The organism is Lysinibacillus sp. AR18-8 (assembly GCF_001705465.1).
In the GTDB taxonomy this organism is placed as follows: Bacteria; Bacillota; Bacilli; order Bacillales_A; family Planococcaceae; genus Lysinibacillus; species Lysinibacillus capsici.
In genome coordinates, this window is record NZ_MDGU01000026.1 from 59,969 (window position 1) to 82,005 (window position 22,037).

Annotated in this window: 23 protein-coding genes; 11 read left to right on the plus strand and 12 right to left on the minus strand. The window is 38.6% G+C overall.

Going from position 1 to position 22,037, the window contains the following annotated elements; all coding sequences use genetic code 11:
• The first annotated feature begins 57 nt into the window (after positions 1 to 57).
• Genes BFM98_RS18185 through BFM98_RS18195 form a run of 3 tightly spaced genes read left to right on the plus strand, consistent with a single transcriptional unit; the run spans position 58 to position 2,944 of the window.
• Positions 58 to 1,128: an amidohydrolase family protein gene (locus tag BFM98_RS18185; RefSeq protein ID WP_009371458.1), complete on the plus strand. Its 1,071-nt coding sequence runs from the start codon at positions 58 to 60 to the stop codon at positions 1,126 to 1,128.
• The gene (locus BFM98_RS18190) at positions 1,125 to 2,267 is read left to right on the plus strand and encodes an amidohydrolase (RefSeq protein WP_066038104.1); all 1,143 of its coding nucleotides are present in this window, start codon (positions 1,125 to 1,127) and stop codon (positions 2,265 to 2,267) included. The genes BFM98_RS18185 and BFM98_RS18190 overlap by 4 nt, the downstream gene beginning before the upstream one ends.
• Before the next feature lie 5 nt (positions 2,268 to 2,272).
• Positions 2,273 to 2,944, plus strand: coding sequence for an AroM family protein (locus tag BFM98_RS18195; protein WP_066038105.1), 672 nt, complete (start codon positions 2,273 to 2,275; stop codon positions 2,942 to 2,944).
• A gap of 46 nt (positions 2,945 to 2,990) precedes the next feature.
• On the opposite strand, the gene BFM98_RS18200 is transcribed toward BFM98_RS18195, so the two are convergent.
• Positions 2,991 to 3,308: a hypothetical protein gene (locus tag BFM98_RS18200; protein ID WP_009371464.1), complete on the minus strand. Its 318-nt coding sequence runs from the start codon at positions 3,306 to 3,308 to the stop codon at positions 2,991 to 2,993.
• Positions 3,309 to 3,445: 137 nt separating this feature from the next.
• Here BFM98_RS18200 and ytzI point away from each other — a divergent pair, with 137 nt between their 5' ends.
• From ytzI to BFM98_RS18210, 4 genes are all read left to right on the plus strand, one after another.
• Positions 3,446 to 3,592 carry a YtzI protein gene (gene ytzI / locus BFM98_RS23685; protein WP_004225932.1) on the plus strand — a complete coding sequence of 49 codons (147 nt, stop codon included), beginning with the start codon at positions 3,446 to 3,448 and terminating at the stop codon, positions 3,590 to 3,592.
• Between the two features lie 29 nt (positions 3,593 to 3,621).
• A complete protein-coding gene (locus BFM98_RS24055; RefSeq protein WP_004225927.1) occupies positions 3,622 to 3,783 on the plus strand; it encodes a hypothetical protein in 162 nt (53 codons plus the stop codon).
• Positions 3,780 to 4,013, plus strand: coding sequence for a membrane protein insertion efficiency factor YidD (yidD, locus tag BFM98_RS18205; RefSeq protein WP_066038106.1), 234 nt, complete (start codon positions 3,780 to 3,782; stop codon positions 4,011 to 4,013). The genes BFM98_RS24055 and yidD overlap by 4 nt, the downstream gene beginning before the upstream one ends.
• 109 nt (positions 4,014 to 4,122) lie before the next feature.
• The gene (locus BFM98_RS18210) at positions 4,123 to 5,163 is read left to right on the plus strand and encodes a metal ABC transporter solute-binding protein, Zn/Mn family (RefSeq protein ID WP_066038107.1); all 1,041 of its coding nucleotides are present in this window, start codon (positions 4,123 to 4,125) and stop codon (positions 5,161 to 5,163) included.
• Positions 5,164 to 5,184: 21 nt separating this feature from the next.
• Here BFM98_RS18210 and BFM98_RS18215 read toward each other — a convergent pair whose 3' ends face one another.
• The 6 genes from BFM98_RS18215 to BFM98_RS18240 all read right to left on the minus strand — a co-directional run bounded on the left by BFM98_RS18215 (position 5,185) and on the right by BFM98_RS18240 (position 12,891).
• Entirely contained in the window at positions 5,185 to 6,336 is a 1,152-nt protein-coding gene (locus tag BFM98_RS18215; RefSeq protein ID WP_066038108.1) for a transglutaminase domain-containing protein, read from the minus strand.
• Between the two features lie 131 nt (positions 6,337 to 6,467).
• Positions 6,468 to 7,892: an o-succinylbenzoate--CoA ligase gene (locus BFM98_RS18220; protein ID WP_066038109.1), complete on the minus strand. Its 1,425-nt coding sequence runs from the start codon at positions 7,890 to 7,892 to the stop codon at positions 6,468 to 6,470.
• 217 nt (positions 7,893 to 8,109) lie between these two features.
• On the minus strand, positions 8,110 to 8,928 hold the full coding sequence (gene menB, locus BFM98_RS18225; RefSeq protein ID WP_004225917.1) for a 1,4-dihydroxy-2-naphthoyl-CoA synthase: 819 nt from the start codon (positions 8,926 to 8,928) through the stop codon (positions 8,110 to 8,112).
• Positions 8,929 to 8,991: 63 nt separating this feature from the next.
• A complete protein-coding gene (gene menH, locus BFM98_RS18230) occupies positions 8,992 to 9,801 on the minus strand; it encodes a 2-succinyl-6-hydroxy-2,4-cyclohexadiene-1-carboxylate synthase (protein ID WP_066038110.1) in 810 nt (269 codons plus the stop codon).
• Positions 9,798 to 11,513: a 2-succinyl-5-enolpyruvyl-6-hydroxy-3-cyclohexene-1-carboxylic-acid synthase gene (gene menD, locus BFM98_RS18235; protein ID WP_066038111.1), complete on the minus strand. Its 1,716-nt coding sequence runs from the start codon at positions 11,511 to 11,513 to the stop codon at positions 9,798 to 9,800. Before menD ends, menH begins: the two co-directional genes overlap by 4 nt.
• Positions 11,506 to 12,891: an isochorismate synthase gene (locus BFM98_RS18240; protein WP_066038112.1), complete on the minus strand. Its 1,386-nt coding sequence runs from the start codon at positions 12,889 to 12,891 to the stop codon at positions 11,506 to 11,508. The genes menD and BFM98_RS18240 overlap by 8 nt, the downstream gene beginning before the upstream one ends.
• Positions 12,892 to 13,138: 247 nt before the next feature.
• Here BFM98_RS18240 and BFM98_RS18245 point away from each other — a divergent pair, with 247 nt between their 5' ends.
• Positions 13,139 to 14,059, plus strand: a complete 921-nt coding sequence (locus BFM98_RS18245; RefSeq protein WP_066038113.1) for a 1,4-dihydroxy-2-naphthoate polyprenyltransferase — start codon at positions 13,139 to 13,141, stop codon at positions 14,057 to 14,059.
• Between the two features lie 12 nt (positions 14,060 to 14,071).
• Here the strand turns inward: BFM98_RS18245 and BFM98_RS18250 are convergent, their stop codons facing one another.
• From BFM98_RS18250 to BFM98_RS18270, 5 genes are all read right to left on the minus strand, one after another.
• Positions 14,072 to 14,998 carry a dipeptidase gene (locus tag BFM98_RS18250; RefSeq protein ID WP_066038114.1) on the minus strand — a complete coding sequence of 309 codons (927 nt, stop codon included), beginning with the start codon at positions 14,996 to 14,998 and terminating at the stop codon, positions 14,072 to 14,074.
• A 47-nt stretch (positions 14,999 to 15,045) separates the two neighbouring features.
• Positions 15,046 to 15,495 carry a TraR/DksA C4-type zinc finger protein gene (locus tag BFM98_RS18255; protein WP_066038115.1) on the minus strand — a complete coding sequence of 150 codons (450 nt, stop codon included), beginning with the start codon at positions 15,493 to 15,495 and terminating at the stop codon, positions 15,046 to 15,048.
• 75 nt (positions 15,496 to 15,570) lie between these two features.
• The gene (locus BFM98_RS18260; RefSeq protein ID WP_048391040.1) at positions 15,571 to 16,332 is read right to left on the minus strand and encodes a MerR family transcriptional regulator; all 762 of its coding nucleotides are present in this window, start codon (positions 16,330 to 16,332) and stop codon (positions 15,571 to 15,573) included.
• 142 nt (positions 16,333 to 16,474) lie between these two features.
• Positions 16,475 to 17,689, minus strand: coding sequence for a diaminopropionate ammonia-lyase (locus BFM98_RS18265; RefSeq protein WP_066038116.1), 1,215 nt, complete (start codon positions 17,687 to 17,689; stop codon positions 16,475 to 16,477).
• A gap of 135 nt (positions 17,690 to 17,824) precedes the next feature.
• Positions 17,825 to 18,820 carry an ABC transporter substrate-binding protein gene (locus tag BFM98_RS18270; RefSeq protein WP_066038117.1) on the minus strand — a complete coding sequence of 332 codons (996 nt, stop codon included), beginning with the start codon at positions 18,818 to 18,820 and terminating at the stop codon, positions 17,825 to 17,827.
• Positions 18,821 to 18,964: 144 nt separating this feature from the next.
• Here BFM98_RS18270 and BFM98_RS18275 point away from each other — a divergent pair, with 144 nt between their 5' ends.
• The 3 genes from BFM98_RS18275 to BFM98_RS18285 are packed head-to-tail and all read left to right on the plus strand — an operon-like array spanning position 18,965 to position 21,831.
• Positions 18,965 to 19,966 (plus strand): FecCD family ABC transporter permease, encoded by a 1,002-nt coding sequence (locus BFM98_RS18275; protein ID WP_066038118.1) that lies wholly within the window; start codon positions 18,965 to 18,967, stop codon positions 19,964 to 19,966.
• The gene (locus BFM98_RS18280) at positions 19,966 to 21,021 is read left to right on the plus strand and encodes a FecCD family ABC transporter permease (protein ID WP_054549895.1); all 1,056 of its coding nucleotides are present in this window, start codon (positions 19,966 to 19,968) and stop codon (positions 21,019 to 21,021) included. The genes BFM98_RS18275 and BFM98_RS18280 overlap by 1 nt, the downstream gene beginning before the upstream one ends.
• A 15-nt stretch (positions 21,022 to 21,036) precedes the next feature.
• The gene (locus BFM98_RS18285) at positions 21,037 to 21,831 is read left to right on the plus strand and encodes an ABC transporter ATP-binding protein (protein ID WP_054549894.1); all 795 of its coding nucleotides are present in this window, start codon (positions 21,037 to 21,039) and stop codon (positions 21,829 to 21,831) included.
• The last annotated feature ends 206 nt before the right edge of the window (positions 21,832 to 22,037 follow it).

Genomic DNA, 22,037 nt, shown 5'->3' on the forward strand with positions numbered 1-22,037 from the left:
TTGAAAAGTGGAGATACCAGTCTCCGCTTTTCTCTTCATAAGGAGAGATTTGACCCGATGACACGCTATATAAATGGACTTGTTTTTAATTCTGAGACTCGTAGCTTTAATAAGCAATCTTTTCAAGTGCAAGGGCAATACTTTGAACCCGCTACTCATTCACCTGAAACAGAGTTGGATTTAGATGGCTACTATATTACACCAGGTTTTATCGATAGCTGCTCACAAATCGGTCTAGCTGAAATAGGGATTCGTTGGGAAGGTGATGATAGCTATGAATTTGACTCACATTTGCAATACTCTGTAGTTGATGGCATATACCCATTTGATACTGCTTTTCAAAAAGCTGTTTCTCATGGGGTGACTGCATCTCATATTGTTCCCTCTCCTAAAAGCTTGATAGGTGCAAAAACGGCTATTATTCACCATACACATACAACGGTTGATGAAATGGTTATTTCAAAAGATGTGGCTTATTCCTTCTCTATTGGACATCAGGCAAAAAGTACTTTTTTCGCTGAAAAGAAAAAACCACTCACTCGTATGGGCATCGCCAAAATTTTAAGAGAAACATTACAACAAATTCAGCAACAGGAGCCGTCCATTACGAAAATCGTTATTCGAGCGCACAAAGCCGTTGATCTTGAATTCATTAGCCGCCTTCAACAAGAATTTGGGTCAATTTTTGATTTTCATATTATCCATGGCACTGAAATTACATTCCTTCATGAAACATCCTTTAATACGGTTATAGCTGGTCCTACATTTCGATATATTGAGCACAATGAGATGATGGCACTATCACCCAAACTGTATCATCAACTGTATAAGAACAATATTCCATTCGTTTTTTGTACGGATCATCCTGTTAGTAGCACCTCGCATCTAACATTAGAAGGATGCTTAGCTGTAAGAGAAGGTATGGCACGCCAGGACGTGCTATATGCTCTGACAACCGGGGCTGCAAATTTTCTAGGGATTGCCCATAAAACAGGTGCTATTCGTGATGGTCTTCTTGCTGATTTTGTTATTTGGGATAAGCATCCATTAAATTTAGATGCCCAGGTTGTCGCAACCTATATTAAAGGAACAAAAGTTTATGCACGGGAAGAAGGGTTTACACAATGATTATTTATCATCATGCAAAGTTTCATACAGTCAATGAGCAGAACGATACTTGTGAACAGTTATGGATCGAAGATGGGCGTATTGTCTATATTGGACCAGCCAAAGAATTTCCCCCACAAGCAGAGCTAGTTGATCTACAGGGAGCTTATGTTACACCAGGATTAATTGATATTCATGCACATGTCGGAACATGGGCTGAAGTCACTGAAGACATTAATGATGCCAATGAATATAGCGAACCCTTTACACCTCTTATGCACGCTTTAGACAGTGTAGATATCCGACACTTTTCCTTTCAACATGCGTTAGAAGGGGGCGTAACCACTGTGCAAACTGGGCCAGGTAGTGCCAATGTCATAGGTGGTATTTGGAGCATTCTTAAAACAGCAGGACCTACCCTTTCCTCTCGTGTTTTAGTAGAGCGGAGCGGTTTAAAGGGGGCCCTAGGGGAAAATCCGAAAAACGTCTTTGGTAATCAGTATAAGCGCAAGCCGATGACTCGTATGGCCATTGCACAGCTTTTACGAGATGGTTTCCAACGTGCAAGTCAACTCAATGAACAACAACAAACTGAGCAAATTAAAGAAAATGCTGAGTTACGCCCGTTTATTGAAGTACTTCGAGGCGACATGCCACTTCGCCTTCACTGCCATAGAGCAGATGACATTATGACAGCAATTAGAATTGCCAAAGAATTTAATGTGAAGCTTCATTTAGAGCACTGCACAGAAGGCTATCTCATTGTGGATGCCGTTAAAGAAAGTGGATTCCATGCAACGCTTGGGCCCTATATGTTAACGCCATCTAAATACGAAACGCGTCATTCTACACCAGCAATTGCTGCCGTTTTTAAAGAACATAATATTCCATTTGCTATCATGACAGATCATCCATTTGTACCAATTCAATACTTAAAGTATTGTGCCACAGAAACGATTCGTTATGGTTTAGATGAAGACACAGCCCTCAAAAGTATTACGATCAATGCAGCTAAGCTTGTACAGCTTGATCACCGCATTGGCAGCCTTGAGGAAGGCAAAGATGCTGATTTTGTTGTTTGGTCGCACCCTATTTTTGAAACAGAAGCAAAGGTTTTACAAACTTATGTAAATGGACAAAAATATTACGAAGCGGAGTGAGCGCAATGCAACATTCGAAAATTGCCGTTGTAACAATTGGTCAGGCACCTCGTAAAGATATGGCAGAGGATATACAGCAATTAAGAGAAGCAGGTTTACATGTTCATGAATTCGGTGTACTTGATTCACTATCCTCAGAGGAAATTGCTACACTTTCGCCTTCTCGTGAGGACTCAGATGTTTTAGTGACACTTCTTACCAATGGTCGACAAGTAAAGCTCAGTAAACAAAAGCTCATGCCTTATATTCAAAGCTGTATTGATGATCTACATGAATTCACTTGGATACTACTTATGTGTACAGGAGATTTTACGAATAAATTATCCTATAAAAATCTTTTACTACCTGATCGTATGATGACTAATTTAGTGAAGGGCTTACATACAGAATTAGCCATTGGTTTAATAGGCCCCGAACCCGAACAACATCGAACGGTTGCAGAGAAATGGCAAAAAGCACAGTTCGATGTAACTTTTTCAGCAAGCTCCCCATACCACTTTGATAACCAACATTTATTGTCAAAAGCACAACAATTAGAAGAGCAAGGAGCCGATTTGCTTATTCTTGATTGTATGGGCTATTCCACAACAATGAAAAACATGATTAAAGATCAACTCACTATCCCCATCATCGTCCCTCGAGAAGCGGTTTTTACAATTTTAAAAGCCATTTGTTAATAGAAGAAAAGGTCACTTCTGATTCAGTGACCTTTTCCCCTATTCGCTAGACACGTTTGTTGAAATAAGGAAGCTGCTCAACGAATGCCTTCGTATCATCATCTCCATATTCATGAACAAGTGCATAGATTTTCATTAATCTTTTATCTATTTCATCATTTTCTCTGTCTTGGTGATACTGTATATATGGTAACTGTGCACGCCATGCATTCGAAATTTCTAACAGTTGCATTTGCTGAAAGATTCTCTCAAATACATCTAATGCTTGTCGATCTACATTGAGTTCGAAATTCCATGGCCCTGCATATGGGTTGGTATAATACGTTCTATTGGCAAGTGAAAAATATACGCGCTGACGATCCATCTTTACGATTCACTCCTTTTTCCATAGTATGGAGTGATAGGTGGTGTTTTATTCGCTTTTATGTCAAACTTCCTTCACAATTAATAGGACCAGATAATTTATAATAGGTATGATGAATAAAGAACGGAGTGAATACTATGAGTTTAACTACGCTCTTAATAGTCGCAGTTATCATCGTTATTTTAATCACCATTGCGACAATTATCAGTGTCAACCGTGCCTATGCCTTTAAACATACTGTTGATGAAAAACCGAAGCAAAACTATCATCAAGAGGAAAATTAAATACCATTACTGAATTTGGAGTGAAAGAAATGGGTGTACCTTTACCAATTATCATTATGATTGCGATGATGATGCTAATGTTTGGTGTTTCTGTCATTATTATTATGAAGAAAAAAAATAATATTTTTACACAAACAATTGATCCAAAGCCTGAACAACATACGTCTCAGCAAAAGGAAGAGCAACGATGAAATATCCCTTTATTTGGCTCATCCAGTTTTATAGAAAGTTTATTTCACCTATGACGCCACCTACTTGTCGTTTTCATCCTACCTGTTCTTCTTATGGGCTCGAAGCTTTTCAAAAGCACGGTACATTTAAAGGCTTCCTCTTAACCATTACACGTATATCCAAATGCCATCCATTTCATCCTGGTGGCTTTGATCCTGTGCCTGAAAAATGGCCTTCGAAAAAGAATTAATTTCGGAGGGCATTTTTTTCTTGTACTTTTTTAAGTTGTGCGTTATTATAATAACTGTTCTAAAAAATAAATCGTAATGATTACTATTTAAGAGAGGTATCTTACTTATATGAAAAAACTATCTGTATTATTGTTAGTCGCAGTTCTTGCTTTATTTACTGCCGCTTGTGGAGACAAATCGTCCACATCCCAAAAGACTGAGGAAAAAGATAAATTAAGTATTTATACAACGGTTTATCCATTAAGCTATTTTGCACAGCGCATTGGTGGAGATTATGTTGAAGTAGCTTCCATTTACCCAGCTGGTGCGAATGAACACACCTTCGAGCCAACTCAAAAAGATATGATGAAATTAGCAGATGCTGATATCTTTTTCTATATTGGCTTAGGACTTGAAGGCTTTGTAGAAAACGCTAAAAAAACTTTAGCGAACGAAGATGTCACAATGGTGGCAACTGCTGATGACGTTTCAGATGAAAAATTAGCTGTAAGCACAGGACATGTTCATGCAGAAGAGGAAGAACATGAAGCAGACGCTCATGATGAGCATGAGCACGGTACAACCGAGGAAGAGCATGAACATGAAGGTGAAGAACATGGACATGATGAGCATGAGCATGGCGATATCGATCCGCATGTTTGGTTATCTCCTACAATTAGTCAAGACTTAGCACTGGCTATCAAAAACACACTAGTTGAAAAAATGCCAGCTCAGGAGGCAACTTTTAACACAAATTATGATGCATTAGTAAAAGAATTAAAGGATTTAGATCAAGATTTCCAAGCAATGACTGACAAAGCACAAAATAAAACATTCTTTGTATCCCATGCTGCATTTGGCTATATTGCTGGTCAATACGGCTTAACTCAAGTGCCGATTGCTGGCTTGAATTCACAAAATGAGCCATCTCAAAAGGAATTAACAAAGATTGTAGACAAAGCAAATGAATTGCACATTCACTATATTTTATTTGAACAAAATGTCTCTTCCAAATTAGCAGAGATTATTCAAAAAGAAGTTGGTGCAGAATCTCTTGTCTTGCATAATTTAAGCGTATTAACAGCTGATGATGAAAAAAATAAGGAAACCTATTTCACATTGATGCAAAAAAATATTCAAACATTAGAAAAAGCTTTAAGCGTTCAATAATATGAGTAAGGAGGTGCCCCTCTATTGGGACACCTCCTTTATTATGACGTATTTTTCTTGTGGCATCCGTTTTTCCGTTCGATAAAAAGACCCTAGCCACTTCATTGTTTTTTGCTTAGTCACATGCTTAGCTTTTGGCTGAAGGACAACAAAAGCCATTATACTACTTTCTACTAGCATCGGTGGCCACTCAGTAAAGTTAAACTGAACTAAATTGTCTTGTTTATTTGTTTTTTGAGTAACAAGCTTCATCGGCTGTTCCACTAATTGTTGTACGGCTAACCGATTTTCTCCGATGATTGATAACCCTATAATTTGATTCAATTGATGTTGTATAGGTGTTGCTAAACTTTGTCTTTTTGTTTCTTCCTGCAAATCTATATATTTCTCGCTTGTTGCAGCAGGGAAACTTGCATAATCCCATGTATGATCTTGTGCTAATTGGCGATCCGACACTAAAAAATATTGATAGCGAACTTCTCCTTTACGATCAGGCAAAGGGTCATCCCATGTCACATCAATATGATACCAAGCATGATCAAGTTTCACTAATACCCAGGCATGTAGCTGTTCTCCTACTTTTCCAGGTACATATTGTACCTCAAAACCCAGCATTTCTAACATTCGATATAGCACTAAAGCATATGCCTGACAGACGCCCTTATTCTCCGTTAATAATGTATATGGAGAATATTGACTTCCTTCTGTTTCCTTAGAGTATTCCGCGGACAATACAATAAAATCATGTGCAGCCTGTAGTTTTTCTATGTCACTTAATCCATGCATAGGTGCAATAATATTTTCCAAAGTTTGCTCGACAAATAACGCCTCTGTTTGTGATAGATGGTACGTAAATGCAAAGGCAATGACAATATTATTGCTATAACCTTCGTACTTCCATTGGAAACTTGAAATATTAGTATAAATATAAGAGTTTTCAATTGCATTTTTAGTAATTTCTGTTAGTTCATCTTTTATCTCGGCTAAGTCACCAGTATAACGAATCGAGAATTCGGATGATAGATGCATAACTTCTTTATTAATGAGAGATTGTAGTGTTTCAATTGAATGAGCTGTTGCTACATCTTCTTTTTCATAGTTTGCAAATACTTGCACATGACTCATTTGTAGAACAAATAATATAATGACAACATTATATATATATTTCCTCATATGAGTCATTCTCCTTTACTAAATAGTTTATGCCTCTCTTTTTTTATTATGTTAATAAATGATTAATTTCATGCTAAAAGTTCAAATAAAAAAGAAGCCTTCCTTTTTAGAAGACTTCTTTCACAAAGTTTTTATTGTAATAATTTCCGTCTCAACAATTTATCCGCACCATTGCGCGGAAGACTGTCTGTAATAATCATTTCTTTAGGCACTTTATATTTAGCAAGTTTCTGTAAACAAAAGGCCTTTAGTTGCTCAACAGATACCTGCTCATTTAACACGATAAAGGCAATGGGTACCTGACCCCATTGTTCATCAGGCATACCGCATACACCCGCCTCTTTGACAGCTGGGTGTGTGAGTAGTACATTTTCTATTTCTGCAGGATAAATATTTTCTCCCCCTGAAATGATTAAATCTGCCCTTCGATCAATGACGAATAAATAACCCTCTTCATCCACATAACCAATATCACCTGTATGAAGCCAGCCAGCCTTCGTTGCATTTTTTTGTGCAAAACGTCCAATATAGCCAGGTGTGACATGAGGACCTCGTATGCAAATTTCCCCTTCACCTTTAGCATTTGGCTCAGCAATCATTATTTGATTAAAAAATAAAGGCTTTCCAGCAGAACCAATTTTCCTCATAGCATCTTCACTTGCCAATGTGGCTGTTTGTGAGGAGGTTTCTGTCATCCCATACGTTTGTGCGACAGCTAAATTTAACGCATGTGCTCTCGCTAAATAATCAACGGGAACAGGTCCACCTCCAGCTAACATTAACTTAAAATGAGATGACGCTTTCGCATTGCGTTGCTCTAGCGTATGTAGAATTCGTTCCAAGGTCACCGCTACAACAGACATATGGGTGACATCCCCATCCATAATATTTTGTGCGATAGATTCCACATCAAATTGCTCATATAAAAAGATTTGATTTCCATATAGCAGTGAACGCACTAAAATGGAGAACCCACTAATATGGAATAAAGGGACCGCGCATAGCCAAACGTCCTGAGCCTGTAGCCCAATATTTAAAACGGAGGCAGTGGCACTAGCCTGATGATTTCCAACTGTTTGGCGAACCCCTTTGGGGAAGCCGGTTGTACCAGACGTATACATAATAGTTGTTGTTTGATGAAGAGGCCATTCCTTGACAATATCTACTGCACCCTCTGCACCCTTTTCAATTGCTGAAAATAAATGATAGGTTGTTTCAAATGGTAGCTTTTCTACATCCTCATCGGCAACTAATACCGCTACAGCCTCTGAATCCTCTAGCTGATAAGCCAGCTCATCCTGTGATAGTCTACGATTAAGCATCACCATTTCACATTGCAGATGCATGCAGGCATACATCATGATTACAAGCTCAGGCTTACTTGGCCCCATAATAGCAATTCGATCACCCTGTTGAATACCGAGTGTCACTAATTGTCGAGCACGTTTTATCGATTCATCATTCAATTCTTGAAAAGTCCAGCTTTGCTTTTTAAAAGTAAGTGCCTTACGGAAAGGTGTTAAATAAGCTCTTTGTAAAATCCAGTTAGGATACATCTTTGTCACTCCAATCACCCTACATCTTAACGCTTTCCCATATAGTTTGTCTATTATCCATGTAGTATCTAGCTTTTTAATGAATACCTCTATCCTTCATCTATTGAGTTTTATCCACCTTTTAGCCACTTCTATCCCCTATTTTTATCTCCCCTCTGTTCAAGACATATAAAAAGCTCGTATCTCCAAAAGATACGAGCTTTAAACCCCCTACTAATCAAGGGAATCTTGGGAATTGACCGAAATCTGGTTGACGTTTTTCTTTGAATGCATCGCGGCCTTCTTTTGCTTCATCAGTTGTGTAGTAAAGAAGTGTAGCATCTCCAGCCATTTGTTGAAGACCTGCTAAACCATCTGTATCTGCATTCATCGCTGCTTTTAAGAAGCGTAGTGCAGTTGGTGACATTTGAAGCATTTCTTCACACCATTGAACGGTCTCATCTTCCAATTGCGCATAAGGCACAACTGTATTGACTAAGCCCATATCAAGTGCTTGTTGTGCATCGTACTGACGGCATAGGTACCAAATTTCGCGTGCCTTTTTATGACCAATAATACGAGCAAGATAGCCTGAGCCATAACCAGCATCGAATGAACCTACTTTTGGTCCAGTTTGTCCAAAGCGAGCATTGTCAGCTGCAATTGTTAAGTCACAGACAACATGTAAAACGTGACCTCCACCAATTGCGTAGCCAGCTACCATTGCTACTACAGGTTTTGGAATTACACGGATTAAACGTTGTAAATCAAGAACGTTTAGACGTGGAATTTCATCTTCTCCTACGTAGCCACCGTGACCGCGAACTTTTTGGTCTCCGCCTGAGCAGAAAGCATGTTCACCTTCACCAGTTAGAATAATAACACCGATATTTTTATCATCGCGTGCACGTGAGAATGCGTCAATCATTTCCATTACCGTTTTTGGGCGGAATGCATTACGCACTTCTGGACGGTTAATCGTAATTTTTGCGATACCGTTATAGAACTCATACTTAATATCTTCATAAGTATGTAATGTTGTCCATTGACGTGTCATTGAATTGCCTCCTATATCATTAAATTCGTCTCGTTTCTAGCGAGGCGCTAACGTAATCGTATATTACGTTAAATACTCCTCTACTATTGTAGCAAACTCAGCGGGATTTTCCACATGAATTGCATGTCCAGCGTCATTTACTGTTAAATGCTTAACAGTATTTAATAGCGCTTTCATTTCTAGTGCAATTTTACAAAATTTCTCATCCAATGAACCTGTAATTAACAGGACAGGTATTTCTAGTTGCGACAATCTATCCCAATTTGAAGGTTGAACGCCTGTCCCGATACCTCTCAAGCTACCAGCAAGCCCCTCTTCTTTCTGTGATAGTCGCTCTTCTCGAATAGTTTCTCTTACAGTTTTAGGTAGACGTTGCTGTGAAGCAAAAAGCGGTATGCTTTCCCAAGCATTGACAAAGGACAGTACACCATTCGTCATTATTTTTTGCGCTAGTGCTTCATCTCGCTTACAACGTTCATTTTGCTCTTCCATTGTTCGCAAGCCAGGAGATGCACTTTCTAAAATGAGCTGATGTATACGAGCTGGATACGAAATGGCATAGGATAAAGCGATTCTTCCACCCATTGAATAGCCCAACAGCGTAAATTTCTCTAAATGAAGCTGGCAAAATAGTTGTTCTAAATCCTGTAATTGCTCCTCCATAGAAAAACGCTGTACGTGCTGTGGAATAGCTGTTTGACCATGTCCAATTAAATCAACGGCAATAACACGCACATGAGGTAGAGCTTGTGCTAGATTATGCCATGTTGCTGAGCTACCAGTAAATCCATGTAAGGCAACGACTGTATATTCACCGTTTTCATTCCATATATCTACATGGGTTTCAAGACCACGAATCATCCACTTTGTCATGCTTTTAACTCCGCATTAATTCGATTCCATAAACCTCGATGTGCATTCACATTCTCGGTTCTATCTGTAAATATTTCAACTAATCGTAAAGAATGGTTTTTACATGTTGAAAATTTCTCAGAAAGCTCAGAAATTGTTTCCACACGTACATAGTCCATATCATACATATGTGCAATGTCACGGAATTCAAGGGCTGTTGGTGTGCCAAATAAATCCTCATAGTGATCTTCAACAGTTGACTGTGGTAAATAGGAAAAAATACCACCGCCATCATTATTCATCACAATAATCGTTAAGTTACATTCCTGATATCTGGAAGCAATGAGTCCATTCACATCATGTAAAAAGGCTAAATCACCAATCAGTAAATAACTTTCTCGATTATTTCCCTGACTGAAACCGATTGCTGTTGATACGACACCATCAATCCCGTTCGTTCCTCGATTGGCAAAAACACGTAAATCTTTCGGTGTAGCCAATAAAAATGTATCAATATCCCGTACTGGCATACTACTGCTAACGAAAATATCACTACCGTCAGGAATCATTTTGAGTAAACGACTGACTATAGCCCCTTCATCTTTTTCTACCTCTGCGTATTGTTCAATAAACATAGAAGCAAGCTGATTTGCTTTTTGCCATTCGGCTAAGTATGTTTCCTCGATAGCCGTTTCAGTGATAGCTAATTCTGTTAGCCACTGATTGACATTCGCATGAATAAAATGCGTAGATACGCCTGTAGCATCTCTAAACATAGGGTCTTCATCGATAATCACATACGCATTTGGGCGTGACTTTGTAATAAATTGCATTATAAACTTCGAAACTGGTTGTGCCCCTATTCGGATTACTGTATCTGGTTGTACCAGTGCTTTGAAGTCATCACTCTTCATAATGGCATCATAGGTTGTCACGATAAATGGTAAACAATCCTCTGGTACGGATGTACGCATATTCGATAAACTTTCAACAATGACAGGCCACTTCAGCTGACGTACAAATTCCCAAACTATGGATAATTCTGTACCAAGAGCTAACTCACCAATGATCATAAAACCTCTTTTAGTTGATTGTATAATAGAGGATAGTTCCTGTTGATCCCCGCGTGTTGGGGTTAATTGTCCCATACTGCTGTGCTTAAACGTCACTGCTGGTAGCTCCTGCTGTAAATCAATTAATAGTGGTTCACGGAAAGGTACATTAATATGGACTGGTCCAAAAGGTGCGCTCGTGGCAATGGCTACCGCACGAGCAAGATGACGCTCAATAAAAGGCAATGTTGGTTCAGCACCATCTGCTAACGGAAAATCAACACTCCACTTTACATGTGAACCATATAAATTGGGTTGGTTGATAGCCTGTGGGGCGCCTACCTCACGTAATTCATGTGGGCGATCAGCTGTTATAATGATTAATGGTACACGTGCATAGCTTGCCTCCACAATCGCAGGAAAATAGTTAGCTGCTGCTGTACCAGATGTACATAAAAGAACCACAGGCTTAGTAGTTGCCTTAGCAAGCCCTAGCGCAAAGAATGCTGCTGAGCGCTCGTCTACCTGCCGATACATTTTTACTTGTTTAGTAGAAGCAACCGCATAAGCAAGCGGTGTTGAACGTGAGCCTGGACTAACGACAACATTCTCTACACCAGCTTGCACTAGCGATGCGACCATTTTATAAACATAATCTGTTAGTATTTTTCGTTCACTCATGTAATTGTCCCCCTAGCGCACGAAGCATTGGACGGAATTTTACTAATGTTTCTTCATATTCAGATTGCGGTTCTGAATCTGCGACGATTCCACCGCCTGCATATAAATAAGCTTTATCATTTAGTAAGGCTGCTGAACGTATGGCAACTGCAAACTCACCGTTACCCTCTGCATCTAGCCAGCCTATTGGCGCAGCATACAGTCCCCGATTCATCGGCTCATATTTACGGATGGCTGCCAATGCTTCTTTGCGTGGTACACCACCTAAAGCGGGTGTTGGATGTAATGATTTAGTCAATTGTAAGATTGTTGCATCCTGATTTAACTGACCTTCAACAGGCGTATACAGATGTTGAATATCTCGTATTTTTAACAAGCGTGGTCTATCTGGCACCGTCATGTCCACACAATTTTTACGGAATGTTTCCGCAATCATATCCACAACATACTGATGTTCTCCGCCATTTTTAGGGTCATTTAATAAACTTTGTCCAAAAGCCTCATCTTCCTCTGCAGTCTTACCTCGTTTAATTGAGCCAGCAACACAAGAAGAAAATGCTCGACCATCTTCTACTTTCACAAGTCGTTCAGGTGATGCTCCGAAAAATAATAAATGTCTATGCTCTAAACCAAATAAATAGCTTTCTGGTTGTTCATGAATAATTTGAGAAAGTACTTGTGGTGCGGATACATACTCTTTAAATTGCAAAGCAAGTGATCGTGCAATGACCACTTTATCTGCCTTTTTCTGTTTAATTAATGCTGTCACTTGATCGATTGAGGCTAAATAAGGCTCTTTATATGGTTCAAAATAACTTATGATTTCAGGTTTTGTATACGTTTTCACTTCTTTAACCTGAGCTGCATGGATTAAATGATCGCGCTCTTTTCTTAGCGCTTCGAACTGATCCTCAGCCTGTTGGTCTTGTGTCAAAAGGTGAATACTTACGTATGCTTTATCATCGCGTATCACCAGTTGAAACGTTGCTAATGCAAAATAAGCCTCTGGGAAATCCGTCCATTCCCCGTCTACATTATTTTGAGGATCAAATGTAAAACCGCCAAACAAAATTGGTTGTAACGCTTGTTGACCTTTTGGACAGTTTTTCGTTATGTTTTTCCATTCCGCTTCAACTGCATCAAAGCGGTTTTCTTTAGCGTTGTTTTGAATAGTATGAGCATGTCCTAGCCCAACTAATGTCATTGTTTTTTCTCTATTTTGCCAATAAAATCGTTCACCTTTATAACATTCCTCGCCAGCTGCATAGAACGCCAGTGCAGATAGGCGACTTACTTCAATTGTTTCCATATAAAAATGAAGGCTTTGGCCCAAAGAGTCCACTTCTACTTCTGTGGCTTGGTACCACTTCTGTTGCATGAAAATTACCTCCGTTGTTGCAATGTACATAATGAATGATGGTTAAATAACACATCATATTTTAGTTGGCAACACGTTATTCGTACTGTTGCTAATTGTTCTTTTTTATTTTCAGTTCATAAATGCATGTTCTATTGTATCACTTTTTTTCATTAAACAGTATGTAATAAGCTGTGAACCTACCCATTTTCTCAATCTTCGTTTAAAATAAGAAGAGTCGACAACATTTGAAGGAGAGAAAGACCTTATGACCAAAGTCATTGAAGCTGATAGGGGTTTTAAAGTGTGGTGGCATTTAACACGTCCACATACTTTAACCGCTTCATTTGTTCCTGTATTCCTAGGAACAGCAATTGCCTTAGCAATTGAAAAAGAAACAATTGATTTTGGACTATTTTTTGCTATGCTCATTGCAAGTATGCTTATACAAGCAGCAACGAATATGTTCAATGAATATTATGATTACAAATTAGGATTAGATAACGAGCATTCCGTCGGGATTGGCGGAACGATTGTCCGTCATGGTGTACAGCCAAAAACAATTATGATGATTGCATTAAGCTTTTATGCTATTGCCATGCTTCTTGGCATTTACATATGTACCTCAACATCTTGGTGGTTAGCTGTTGTCGGACTTGTTTGTATGCTTATTGGCTTTTTATATACAGGTGGACCATACCCAATCGCCTATTCGCCATTTGGTGAAATTGTTTCTGGCGCAGTAATGGGGATGGGCATTGTATTAATTGCCTTCTATATTCAAGCGCTTACAGTAACACTAGATGCTGTCTTGCTCTCTGTACCAAGCATGATTTTAGTCGGTGCCATTATGCTATCGAACAATATACGTGATATTGTTGGCGATACAGAAGGCGGACGAAAAACCTTAGCTATTTTGGTAGGACGTGATAATGCAATTTCCGTGTTATCAGGCTTTTTTATCGTCTCTTATTTATGGGTGATTGCTCTTGTAGCAGTTGATGGTATTACTTTTTGGGCATTAATCATCTTCCTAAGTATTCCAAAACCATTACGTGCCATTCAAATTTTCCGAGACAAAAAAGAAGCCAAAGAGGTAATGCCTGCGATGAAATATACAGCGCAAACAAATACATTCTTCGGCTTCCTATTAGGAATCGGTTTATTAATTCATTATTTCTTTTATTAAGATGCGGCAGCCTTAACGGGTTGCTGCTTTTTTTACATAGCGTCGGAAATTTTGGCTTGCAATACCATACACTTCTTCATCTGAAAAGCGTGTACGTAATGCCTCTAGTAAATTTTGTGCCTCTCCTGCATGGGCTAAGCCACTGACAGTCCTATCAATCCCATCAAAATCGGAGCCTAATCCAATATGCTCCACACCTACCAGTTTAGCTAAATGCTCCACATGCCCCACTAAATGGTCTAGTGTTGCACCTTTGCCTATAAAGAGTGGGAAATAAACTACATGGATATGTCCTCCCGCCTCAACAAGTGCCTTTGCCTGGGCATCAGTTAAGTTACGCGGGTGATCACATAGTGCACGTGCATTACTATGGCTTGCAATAATATGCTTTGCAAGCGGCAAGACATCCCAAAAGCTTTGCTCATTTAGATGGGACACATCAATAATAATATCGCGTTCATTTAATAATTGTATAACTTCTTTACCAAATGGCTTTAAACCAAGAGTTGCATCCTGTTCAGCACCATGGGCCACAGCATTTTCTTCATTCCATGTTAAACCTACCAACTTCACCCCTGCATCCAGTACAGCTGTCAGTTTTGTTAAATCTTCGCCAATGGCACTACAGCCCTCTAAGCTTAAAATGGCTCCTATTTCGTGGGGAGCTAATTGATCTAACTGTGCCCAATCTGTAATATGCACCATGCCCTCTGTTTGTAATACGTGAGTATGGAATGCTTCGATTTGGCGCATGACCTCAAGAAATTGCAAATTTTGTGGGATTTTTGGGTCAATAAAGATAGCGAACACTTGCGCCTCTACTTGCCCTAATTGCAATCTTTTTTGATTAGCATGTATTCGTACATCCTCAGCAAAATTAGCCGTTTCAAGAGTAGTTAACTTTAAAAGCGCATCACAATGTAAATCAATAATCTTCATATCCTCACCTCTACAGTTATTATACTGCTTCTGCGAGGAAAAACTTACTAAATTTTATCCTGTGGTGTATCAGAAGAGCCGAATTCCTCCAGCTCAATAAAATCATCTGATTTTGGTGTCGAAGAAAGAACATCTTCTTCCACTGGTCGTAAATTGTCTTCTTTCTTTTCTGCATGTTCCACACATGTCAGAGCTTGCGGCATTGCCTTTAAGCGACCAATCGGAATTTCTTTACCACAGACTGTACAATTGCCATATGTACCGTCTGCCATTGCTTGAAGAGCTTCTTTTATTTCTTCAGCATTATCACCACGATGCTCATCAATAGCCATTTCTGTAAGCTGATCCGTTAAATCACTTGCATTATCAGCTGGATGATTATCATAATTCGATAATTCTGTCGCTTGAGGTCGCTCTGATTCTTCTATTCGTTGTTCTATTTCTTGTAATTCTTGCTCTAGTTGTCTTTTTAATTGTTGCATTACCTGTTGATCCACAATAATCTCCTCCTCATGCTTTCATTTTTTCCTGTTTTACGATTTCTAAAACATGTCAGCATAAGGAAGACCTATTTACTTACTTGTATAAGCTATAATGGCGTCATGCAAAAATTGCGCTGCTCCTGTTTCACCACGCTCATCATAATAAGCTGTAAAGCGTTCATCAGCAATATACATTTGTGCCAGCCCTGCATGTGCCTCTTTGGAATACTCTTTCCACGTAAAGTTGAGCCAGCGTTTATGCAACTCTGCAACTTCCATCGCAATGTCACTTGTTGTATCTCCAAGTTTCATTGCCTCTGCTAAACGTTCAAACATTTGCTGTTCTAGCTGTTGCATCGCTTGATATTGTTGCTCCGTCATGTTCATAAGCTTAGCATTGGATGCATCCACTGTTTCATTCCCATATTTCTCACGGATTTCTTTGCCGTACTGCTTTTCGTTATTCTCAATTAACTTTTCTTTAAAGCCTTTAAATTTTTCTTCATTAGACATTGGTTGTTCCTCCTCAATGGATTGTATTGTTTTTTCTACTGTCTGTAAGATCGTTTCCAACTGCTCTTTGCGTTGAAGCAAAGCAGCTCTATGTGTTTTGAGCGCCTCAGCATGCTGAAAATTTGGTGCTTGAATAATAGCCTGAATTGTCGCTAATTTCATATCCAAAGCACGGTAAAATAAAATCTGCTGCAACATATCGACCTCCCATTGGCCATAAAATCGATAACCTGCCTCATTGGTTCTTGCTGGTTTCAGCAATCCAATTTCATCATAATAACGCAATGTTCTTGTACTAACGCCCGATAGTTGAGCAAGCTCCTGAATGGTATATTCCATCTCATCACCTCCACTAATGCTACTGTAAGCTTTGACGCAACGTTAAGGTCAAGAGTTAAAATAAAAAAATTTAATTAAACTTAATTATACTTTCAAATCCTTTTACAAAATGAAAATAGCAAACTAGTAAATCACTAGTTTGCTATTGATTCGCATATTTCCCATGCCAAACTATTTCTCGATAACTCTCTTTATCTGTATCACCCTCTGTATTAATAAACAGCACCCTTGCTTGTTCATTTAGGTGCAAGGCATGTTTTAATTCCTTATATTGTTCATTAGTCATTATTTCATAAAAGCAACCAAATGGCGCCGCTCCTGATTCACCAGCTATAATGCGAGTGTCTGTAGCTAAAGGATTTCCTAGAACGCGCATACCTGATGCTGCTATTTCTTCCTCACAGGAGATACTTATTTTTGTGTAGGCTTTTAAGATTTGCCAAGCCTGTGGATTCGGTTCACCACAAGCAAGACCTGCCATTATAGTTTGCATCTCCCCACCAACAGTGACAAATTGATCTGTATTTTTCTTAAAGCTTTCATAATAGCAATTAGCGACATGTGGCTCAACCAAGACAAATGTAATTTCCTGCTCATAGTATTGCTGTAAAAATGCTACTACTGCTCCGGCAAAGGACCCCACACCAGCTTGCAAAAATACATGTGTTGGGGCTTGCTGTATCTGTTCAACAATCTCCTGTACAAGGGTTGTGTACCCCTGCATAATCCATAATGGAATTTCATCATAGCCTTGCCACATTGTATCCTGAATCAAAACCCAACCATTTTCTAGTGCAAGCTGTGAGGTATAACGAACAGTATCGTCATAATTCATTGTCGTAATTTCAGCAAAAGCCCCTTCACTTTTAATATGCAGTAACCGCTCAGCGGCGCTACCAGCTGGCATATATATTCTTGCTTGAAAACCCAGTTCTCTTGCAGCCCATGCCACACCACGACCATGATTTCCATCAGTCGTTGAAATAAATGTTAAATTGCCTACTTGCGCTCTTACTTCTGGAGTTTTTAACTGTTCAAACGATAGCTCCTCTATATTCCTTCCAAGCTTATTGGCAACATATTGCGCAATTGCATAAATACCTCCTAAAACTTTAAAGGCATTTAAACCAAATCGATAAGATTCATCTTTAATCATAATTTTTTCTACATTTATATATGAAGATAGTGCCTCAAGATGATGGAGTGGTGTCTTCTCAAATTGCTCATATGTACGCTGAAATTGACCAACTTTCCTCACTTGATCTAGTGAAAAATATGGAAGTATTGCTGTTGCTTGTTTTATATGATCTTGCTCTAAATAATGCTGATTATAAACCCACCTTAATTTTTCCTTCATCGCCATCCCCCTCAATTTATGGTCAATATCTACATCATAGTCTATCTAACTTTAAAGTACCAGGAGAGTATATATTAGGAAGTAAAAAAACTATACATTTATCGAACATCGATAAATGTATAGTTTATAAGAAAATTATTTAACAAAGATTTCTTTCACTTGATCTAGCATAATATTCGCAGCTAAAATGCCTCCAGCCGTATTCCAAATGACATCATCCACCTTATGTGCATTGCCTTTTTGGACTGCTGTTAAGTTTTTCCAAATCGGGTCTTGTGTCCACTCTTGTTCAGTTGCTAGTGCTGAATCATCGCCTGTTGGCATGTACGTGAAGTAGAAAATAACATCCCCATCCATTTGAGGGATCGCTTCTTTCCCTACTTCAATCGCTAAGTTTCCTAGTTTAGCATTATCTTTAAATAAATCTGCTTGCGCTGCAACACGTTTAAATCCTAAAGCATCAAAAATCACACCTGAGAATGAATCTGTGTAATAGATACGAGATTTATCGGCCATAAAGCGTACAAATGAAACTTCTTGGTTGGTTTGTTCTCCAAGTTCTTCTTTCAGAGCTTGTAACTTATCTTCGTAAGCTTTTAGAACTTCTTCACCTTTTGTTTCTTGATTTACTGCTTTAGCGTATAATTTAAAATTCTCTTTCCAGTCACCACGTAATGTATCAGAAAACACAGTTGGAGCAATTTTGCTAAGTTTAGCATAATCTTTTTCTTGTCGTAATTTATTGCCAATGATTAAATCTGGCTTTAAAGAAGCAATTTTTTCGATATTTATTTCATGTTCAATACCGACAACCTCTACACCTTCCATTTGATCCTTGATGTGATCATACCATGGATCGCCTGTCCAAGATTGAACAGCACCTACTGGTTTAATACCTAGAGCTAATAATGCTTCTGTTCCTTCATTAGTTAAAACAACGATACGTTTTGGTGTGTCTTTTACTTCAGTTGTCCCCATTGCATGGTCAACACTGTAAGCATTGCTTTCTTTTGTACTTTCTTCTTTGGCATTATCTTTAGAAGTACCGCATGCTGCCAGAACAAAAATAGCAACCACAGCTAGTAAAACTAATAGTTTTTGAAAAGCTTTTTGCACCTTTTCTTCCTCCATTGTATATGATAAAATATTTAAGCATATTTGACGAGAATGAAAATCACTTTCATCTGTCTAAGAACGATATTAATCGTATTGTATGTAACTATCAAAGTCAATAACTAATTTATTAATTTTCCAAGAAAAGAGTACACGTTAAATATGATATTAAAAAATAATTATTCTAAAATGATTGCTTTACTAGTAGGAGTCATACTATTACTTCTTTCTATGGGGATCAGTATTGTGTATGGTTATGCAAATACTTCTATTCAAACTACGTATGAATCTTTTAGACAATTTAACAATTCAAATGAGCATCTTATTATTCAAAATGTTCGAATTCCAAGAGCTCTTATAGCCAGTTGCGTTGGTGCTTCATTAGCTATTACAGGCGTGCTTATGCAGACCTTAACGAAAAATCCATTAGCCTCTCCTGGAATTTTTGGCATTAATGCAGGAGCAGGCTTTGCTGTTGTCTTTGCCATGATTTTTTTCCACATTTCAAGCTTGCAATCTTTTGCGTGGATTGCATTTCTTGGTGCTGCAATCGCTGCTTTATCCGTTTATGGGATTAGTTTCTCAGGTAGAGATGCTGTTACTCCAGTGAAAATAACTTTAGCTGGTGCTGCCATCAGTGCCCTATTTGCATCATTTACACAAGGTTTACTCGCTACAAATGAAGCAGAGCTTGATCAAGTTTTGTTTTGGTTAGCAGGTTCTGTACAAGGTAGAAAACTTGAAATTCTACTATCTGTTCTACCGTATCTAGTAATTGGGTGGATTGCTGCCCTCATCATTTCCCCCAAAATGAATATTCTTGCTCTTGGCGATGATGTAGCAAGAGGTCTTGGTTTACGTTTAGGACTTATGAAGATATTGGTCGGTCTTATTGTTATTTTTTTAGCAGGTGGAGCAGTTGCAATTGCTGGCCCCATTGGTTTTATAGGGATTGTCGTTCCCCATTTTGCGCGCAAGTTTGTCGGCACCGATCATCGATGGCTTATTCCTATGGCTGCTTTACTTGGGGGGATACTTTTATTGCTGGCTGATGTTGCGGCTCGTTATATTATCATGCCACAAGAAGTTCCAGTAGGCGTCATGACTGCTATGATTGGCACACCATTCTTTATTTACCTTGCGCGAAAAGGTGGAAAAAAATAATGAAACATGTAAAAACAATTCGTTTACTTCAACAAAAAATTTCATTTTTAATAGATGTACAAGCTATAAAAAAATTAACAGTGATTTGCATACTAACTCTTGCCGTTTTCTTTCTTAGTGCATCATTTGGTGATTCATTCATCAATCCATTTAAAGTTTTACAAGCTTTTTTTGGTTACGGCTCAGATTTTGATCAACTGATTATTATTGATTTTCGAATGCCTCGAATTTTCATGGCCTTGTTTGCTGGAATGGCATTAGCCGTCGCAGGTGCAGTTTTACAAGGAATCATTAAAAATCCACTTGCCTCACCTGATATAATCGGCATATCTGCTGGTGGTGGGGCAGCGGTTGTTGGTTTCTTAGCCATTTTCAGTGATTCTAATCACTCTTTAACAGTTAGTATAGAGTGGTTGCCATTAGCAGGATTCATAGGGGCTACTATCGTCGGATGTATAGTCTACCTATTTGCTTGGAAAGATGGTGTCACACCAAATCGTCTTGTCTTAATCGGTATTAGCGTGTCGGCATTCATGCAAGCAATTACTACAATGTTAATGATTATCGGCCCAATTTATCAAGCAAGTGAAGCGAATAAATGGATTACGGGTAGTGTCAAAAGTTCGGATTGGGATCAAGTACAAATCGTTGTTCCATTGATTTTTGTACTTCTACTTATAACCTTTTTTATTACTCGGCAGTTAAATGTTCAAGAATTAGGTGATGATACAGCATCAAGCCTAGGGCAGCCTGTTCAAAAAACACGCCTTTACTTAATTCTATTATGCTCCAGTTTAGTAGCGAGTGCCATAGCATTTGCTGGTGCTATTGGGTTTGTAGGATTAATGGCTCCTCATATTGCACGACGCATTGTTGGTTCATCGTTCGGTGTACTTATTCCAGCATCCGCTGCAATTGGCGCATTGCTTGTAATGGTTGCAGATATTATAGGTCGTACAGCATTTAGCCCATTAGAAGTACCCGCAGGCGTCTTTACTGCTGCTATCGGTGCTCCTTACTTTATCTATTTATTATTTAGAAACCCTAAAAAATAAAGGAGTCTATACTACATGACTGAATCTTTATTAACCAAATCTCTAACATTAAGTTATGGTGATTTCAATATTATCGAAGATCTCAATTTATCTATTCCTTTGAATGAAATTACTGTATTAATCGGAGCGAATGGCTGTGGTAAATCCACACTCTTACGCTCCATTGCTCGATTATTAAAACCTAAAAAAGGCTCCGTTTTATTAGACGGTGAGGATATTTTTAAATTATCTACAAAACAAGTGGCTAAAAACCTCTCTATTCTTCCTCAATCTCCTGTTGCACCAGAAGGCTTAACTGTCCTACAACTTGTGAAACAAGGTCGCTATCCTTACCAAAGTTGGCGACAACAGTGGACTGAAAAGGATGAAGAAATCGTTTTAAGCGCTTTAAAAGCTACAGGTACAGAGCATTTACAAGATAGACCAGTAGATGAGCTATCAGGAGGACAACGTCAACGTGCTTGGATAGCTATGACGCTTGCTCAAGATACAGATATCATTCTTTTAGACGAGCCTACGACATACTTAGATTTAACTCATCAAATAGACGTTTTAGATTTACTATTCGAATTGAACCAACAGCAAAAGCGAACTATTATTATGGTACTACATGATATTAATCTTGCTTGTCGCTATGCCGATCATATTATTACAGTGCGTGACCGTGGTGTCTATCGTCAAGGGAAACCAGAAGAAATTATGACCACTGATTTAGTTAATCATGTGTTTGACCTTGATTGCCAAATGACGACAGATCCAATCTTTGGTACACCTCTTTGCATCCCATATGGAAAAGGACGAAAAATTTAATCGCTAATTTGAAAAACAACAAGCCTACACAGTTTAATCCTTCTGTGTAGGCTTTCATTTATTATAGCTTTGTTATAAATCTAAATATCAAGTAAATTAAAAAGTGCAGTAGATGTAAATTCATCTACTGCACTTAGTATGACCCTGTCTCTTATACACATCTGACGCTGCCGACGATCTTACGCGTGTAGATCTCCGTGGTCTTC

What these genes read in the sequence shown, in the direction of transcription:
- BFM98_RS18185 (WP_009371458.1), top strand. Translation starts at nt 58, where the DNA reads ATGACACGCTATATAAATGGACTTGTTTTTAATTCTGAGACTCGTAGC.
- BFM98_RS18215 (WP_066038108.1), bottom strand. Translation starts at nt 6,336, where the DNA reads ATGAGGAAATATATATATAATGTTGTCATTATATTATTTGTTCTACAA.
- BFM98_RS18240 (WP_066038112.1), bottom strand. Translation starts at nt 12,891, where the DNA reads ATGCAACAGAAGTGGTACCAAGCCACAGAAGTAGAAGTGGACTCTTTG.
- BFM98_RS24055 (WP_004225927.1), top strand. Translation starts at nt 3,622, where the DNA reads ATGGGTGTACCTTTACCAATTATCATTATGATTGCGATGATGATGCTA.
- yidD (WP_066038106.1), top strand. Translation starts at nt 3,780, where the DNA reads ATGAAATATCCCTTTATTTGGCTCATCCAGTTTTATAGAAAGTTTATT.
- BFM98_RS18280 (WP_054549895.1), top strand. Translation starts at nt 19,966, where the DNA reads ATGAAACATGTAAAAACAATTCGTTTACTTCAACAAAAAATTTCATTT.
- BFM98_RS18190 (WP_066038104.1), top strand. Translation starts at nt 1,125, where the DNA reads ATGATTATTTATCATCATGCAAAGTTTCATACAGTCAATGAGCAGAAC.
- BFM98_RS18260 (WP_048391040.1), bottom strand. Translation starts at nt 16,332, where the DNA reads ATGGAATATACCATTCAGGAGCTTGCTCAACTATCGGGCGTTAGTACA.
- menB (WP_004225917.1), bottom strand. Translation starts at nt 8,928, where the DNA reads ATGACACGTCAATGGACAACATTACATACTTATGAAGATATTAAGTAT.
- BFM98_RS18245 (WP_066038113.1), top strand. Translation starts at nt 13,139, where the DNA reads ATGACCAAAGTCATTGAAGCTGATAGGGGTTTTAAAGTGTGGTGGCAT.
- BFM98_RS18265 (WP_066038116.1), bottom strand. Translation starts at nt 17,689, where the DNA reads ATGAAGGAAAAATTAAGGTGGGTTTATAATCAGCATTATTTAGAGCAA.
- ytzI (WP_004225932.1), top strand. Translation starts at nt 3,446, where the DNA reads ATGAGTTTAACTACGCTCTTAATAGTCGCAGTTATCATCGTTATTTTA.
- BFM98_RS18195 (WP_066038105.1), top strand. Translation starts at nt 2,273, where the DNA reads ATGCAACATTCGAAAATTGCCGTTGTAACAATTGGTCAGGCACCTCGT.
- BFM98_RS18250 (WP_066038114.1), bottom strand. Translation starts at nt 14,998, where the DNA reads ATGAAGATTATTGATTTACATTGTGATGCGCTTTTAAAGTTAACTACT.
- BFM98_RS18200 (WP_009371464.1), bottom strand. Translation starts at nt 3,308, where the DNA reads ATGGATCGTCAGCGCGTATATTTTTCACTTGCCAATAGAACGTATTAT.
- BFM98_RS18220 (WP_066038109.1), bottom strand. Translation starts at nt 7,892, where the DNA reads ATGTATCCTAACTGGATTTTACAAAGAGCTTATTTAACACCTTTCCGT.
- BFM98_RS18275 (WP_066038118.1), top strand. Translation starts at nt 18,965, where the DNA reads ATGATATTAAAAAATAATTATTCTAAAATGATTGCTTTACTAGTAGGA.
- BFM98_RS18270 (WP_066038117.1), bottom strand. Translation starts at nt 18,820, where the DNA reads ATGGAGGAAGAAAAGGTGCAAAAAGCTTTTCAAAAACTATTAGTTTTA.
- BFM98_RS18285 (WP_054549894.1), top strand. Translation starts at nt 21,037, where the DNA reads ATGACTGAATCTTTATTAACCAAATCTCTAACATTAAGTTATGGTGAT.
- BFM98_RS18210 (WP_066038107.1), top strand. Translation starts at nt 4,123, where the DNA reads ATGAAAAAACTATCTGTATTATTGTTAGTCGCAGTTCTTGCTTTATTT.
- menH (WP_066038110.1), bottom strand. Translation starts at nt 9,801, where the DNA reads ATGACAAAGTGGATGATTCGTGGTCTTGAAACCCATGTAGATATATGG.
- menD (WP_066038111.1), bottom strand. Translation starts at nt 11,513, where the DNA reads ATGAGTGAACGAAAAATACTAACAGATTATGTTTATAAAATGGTCGCA.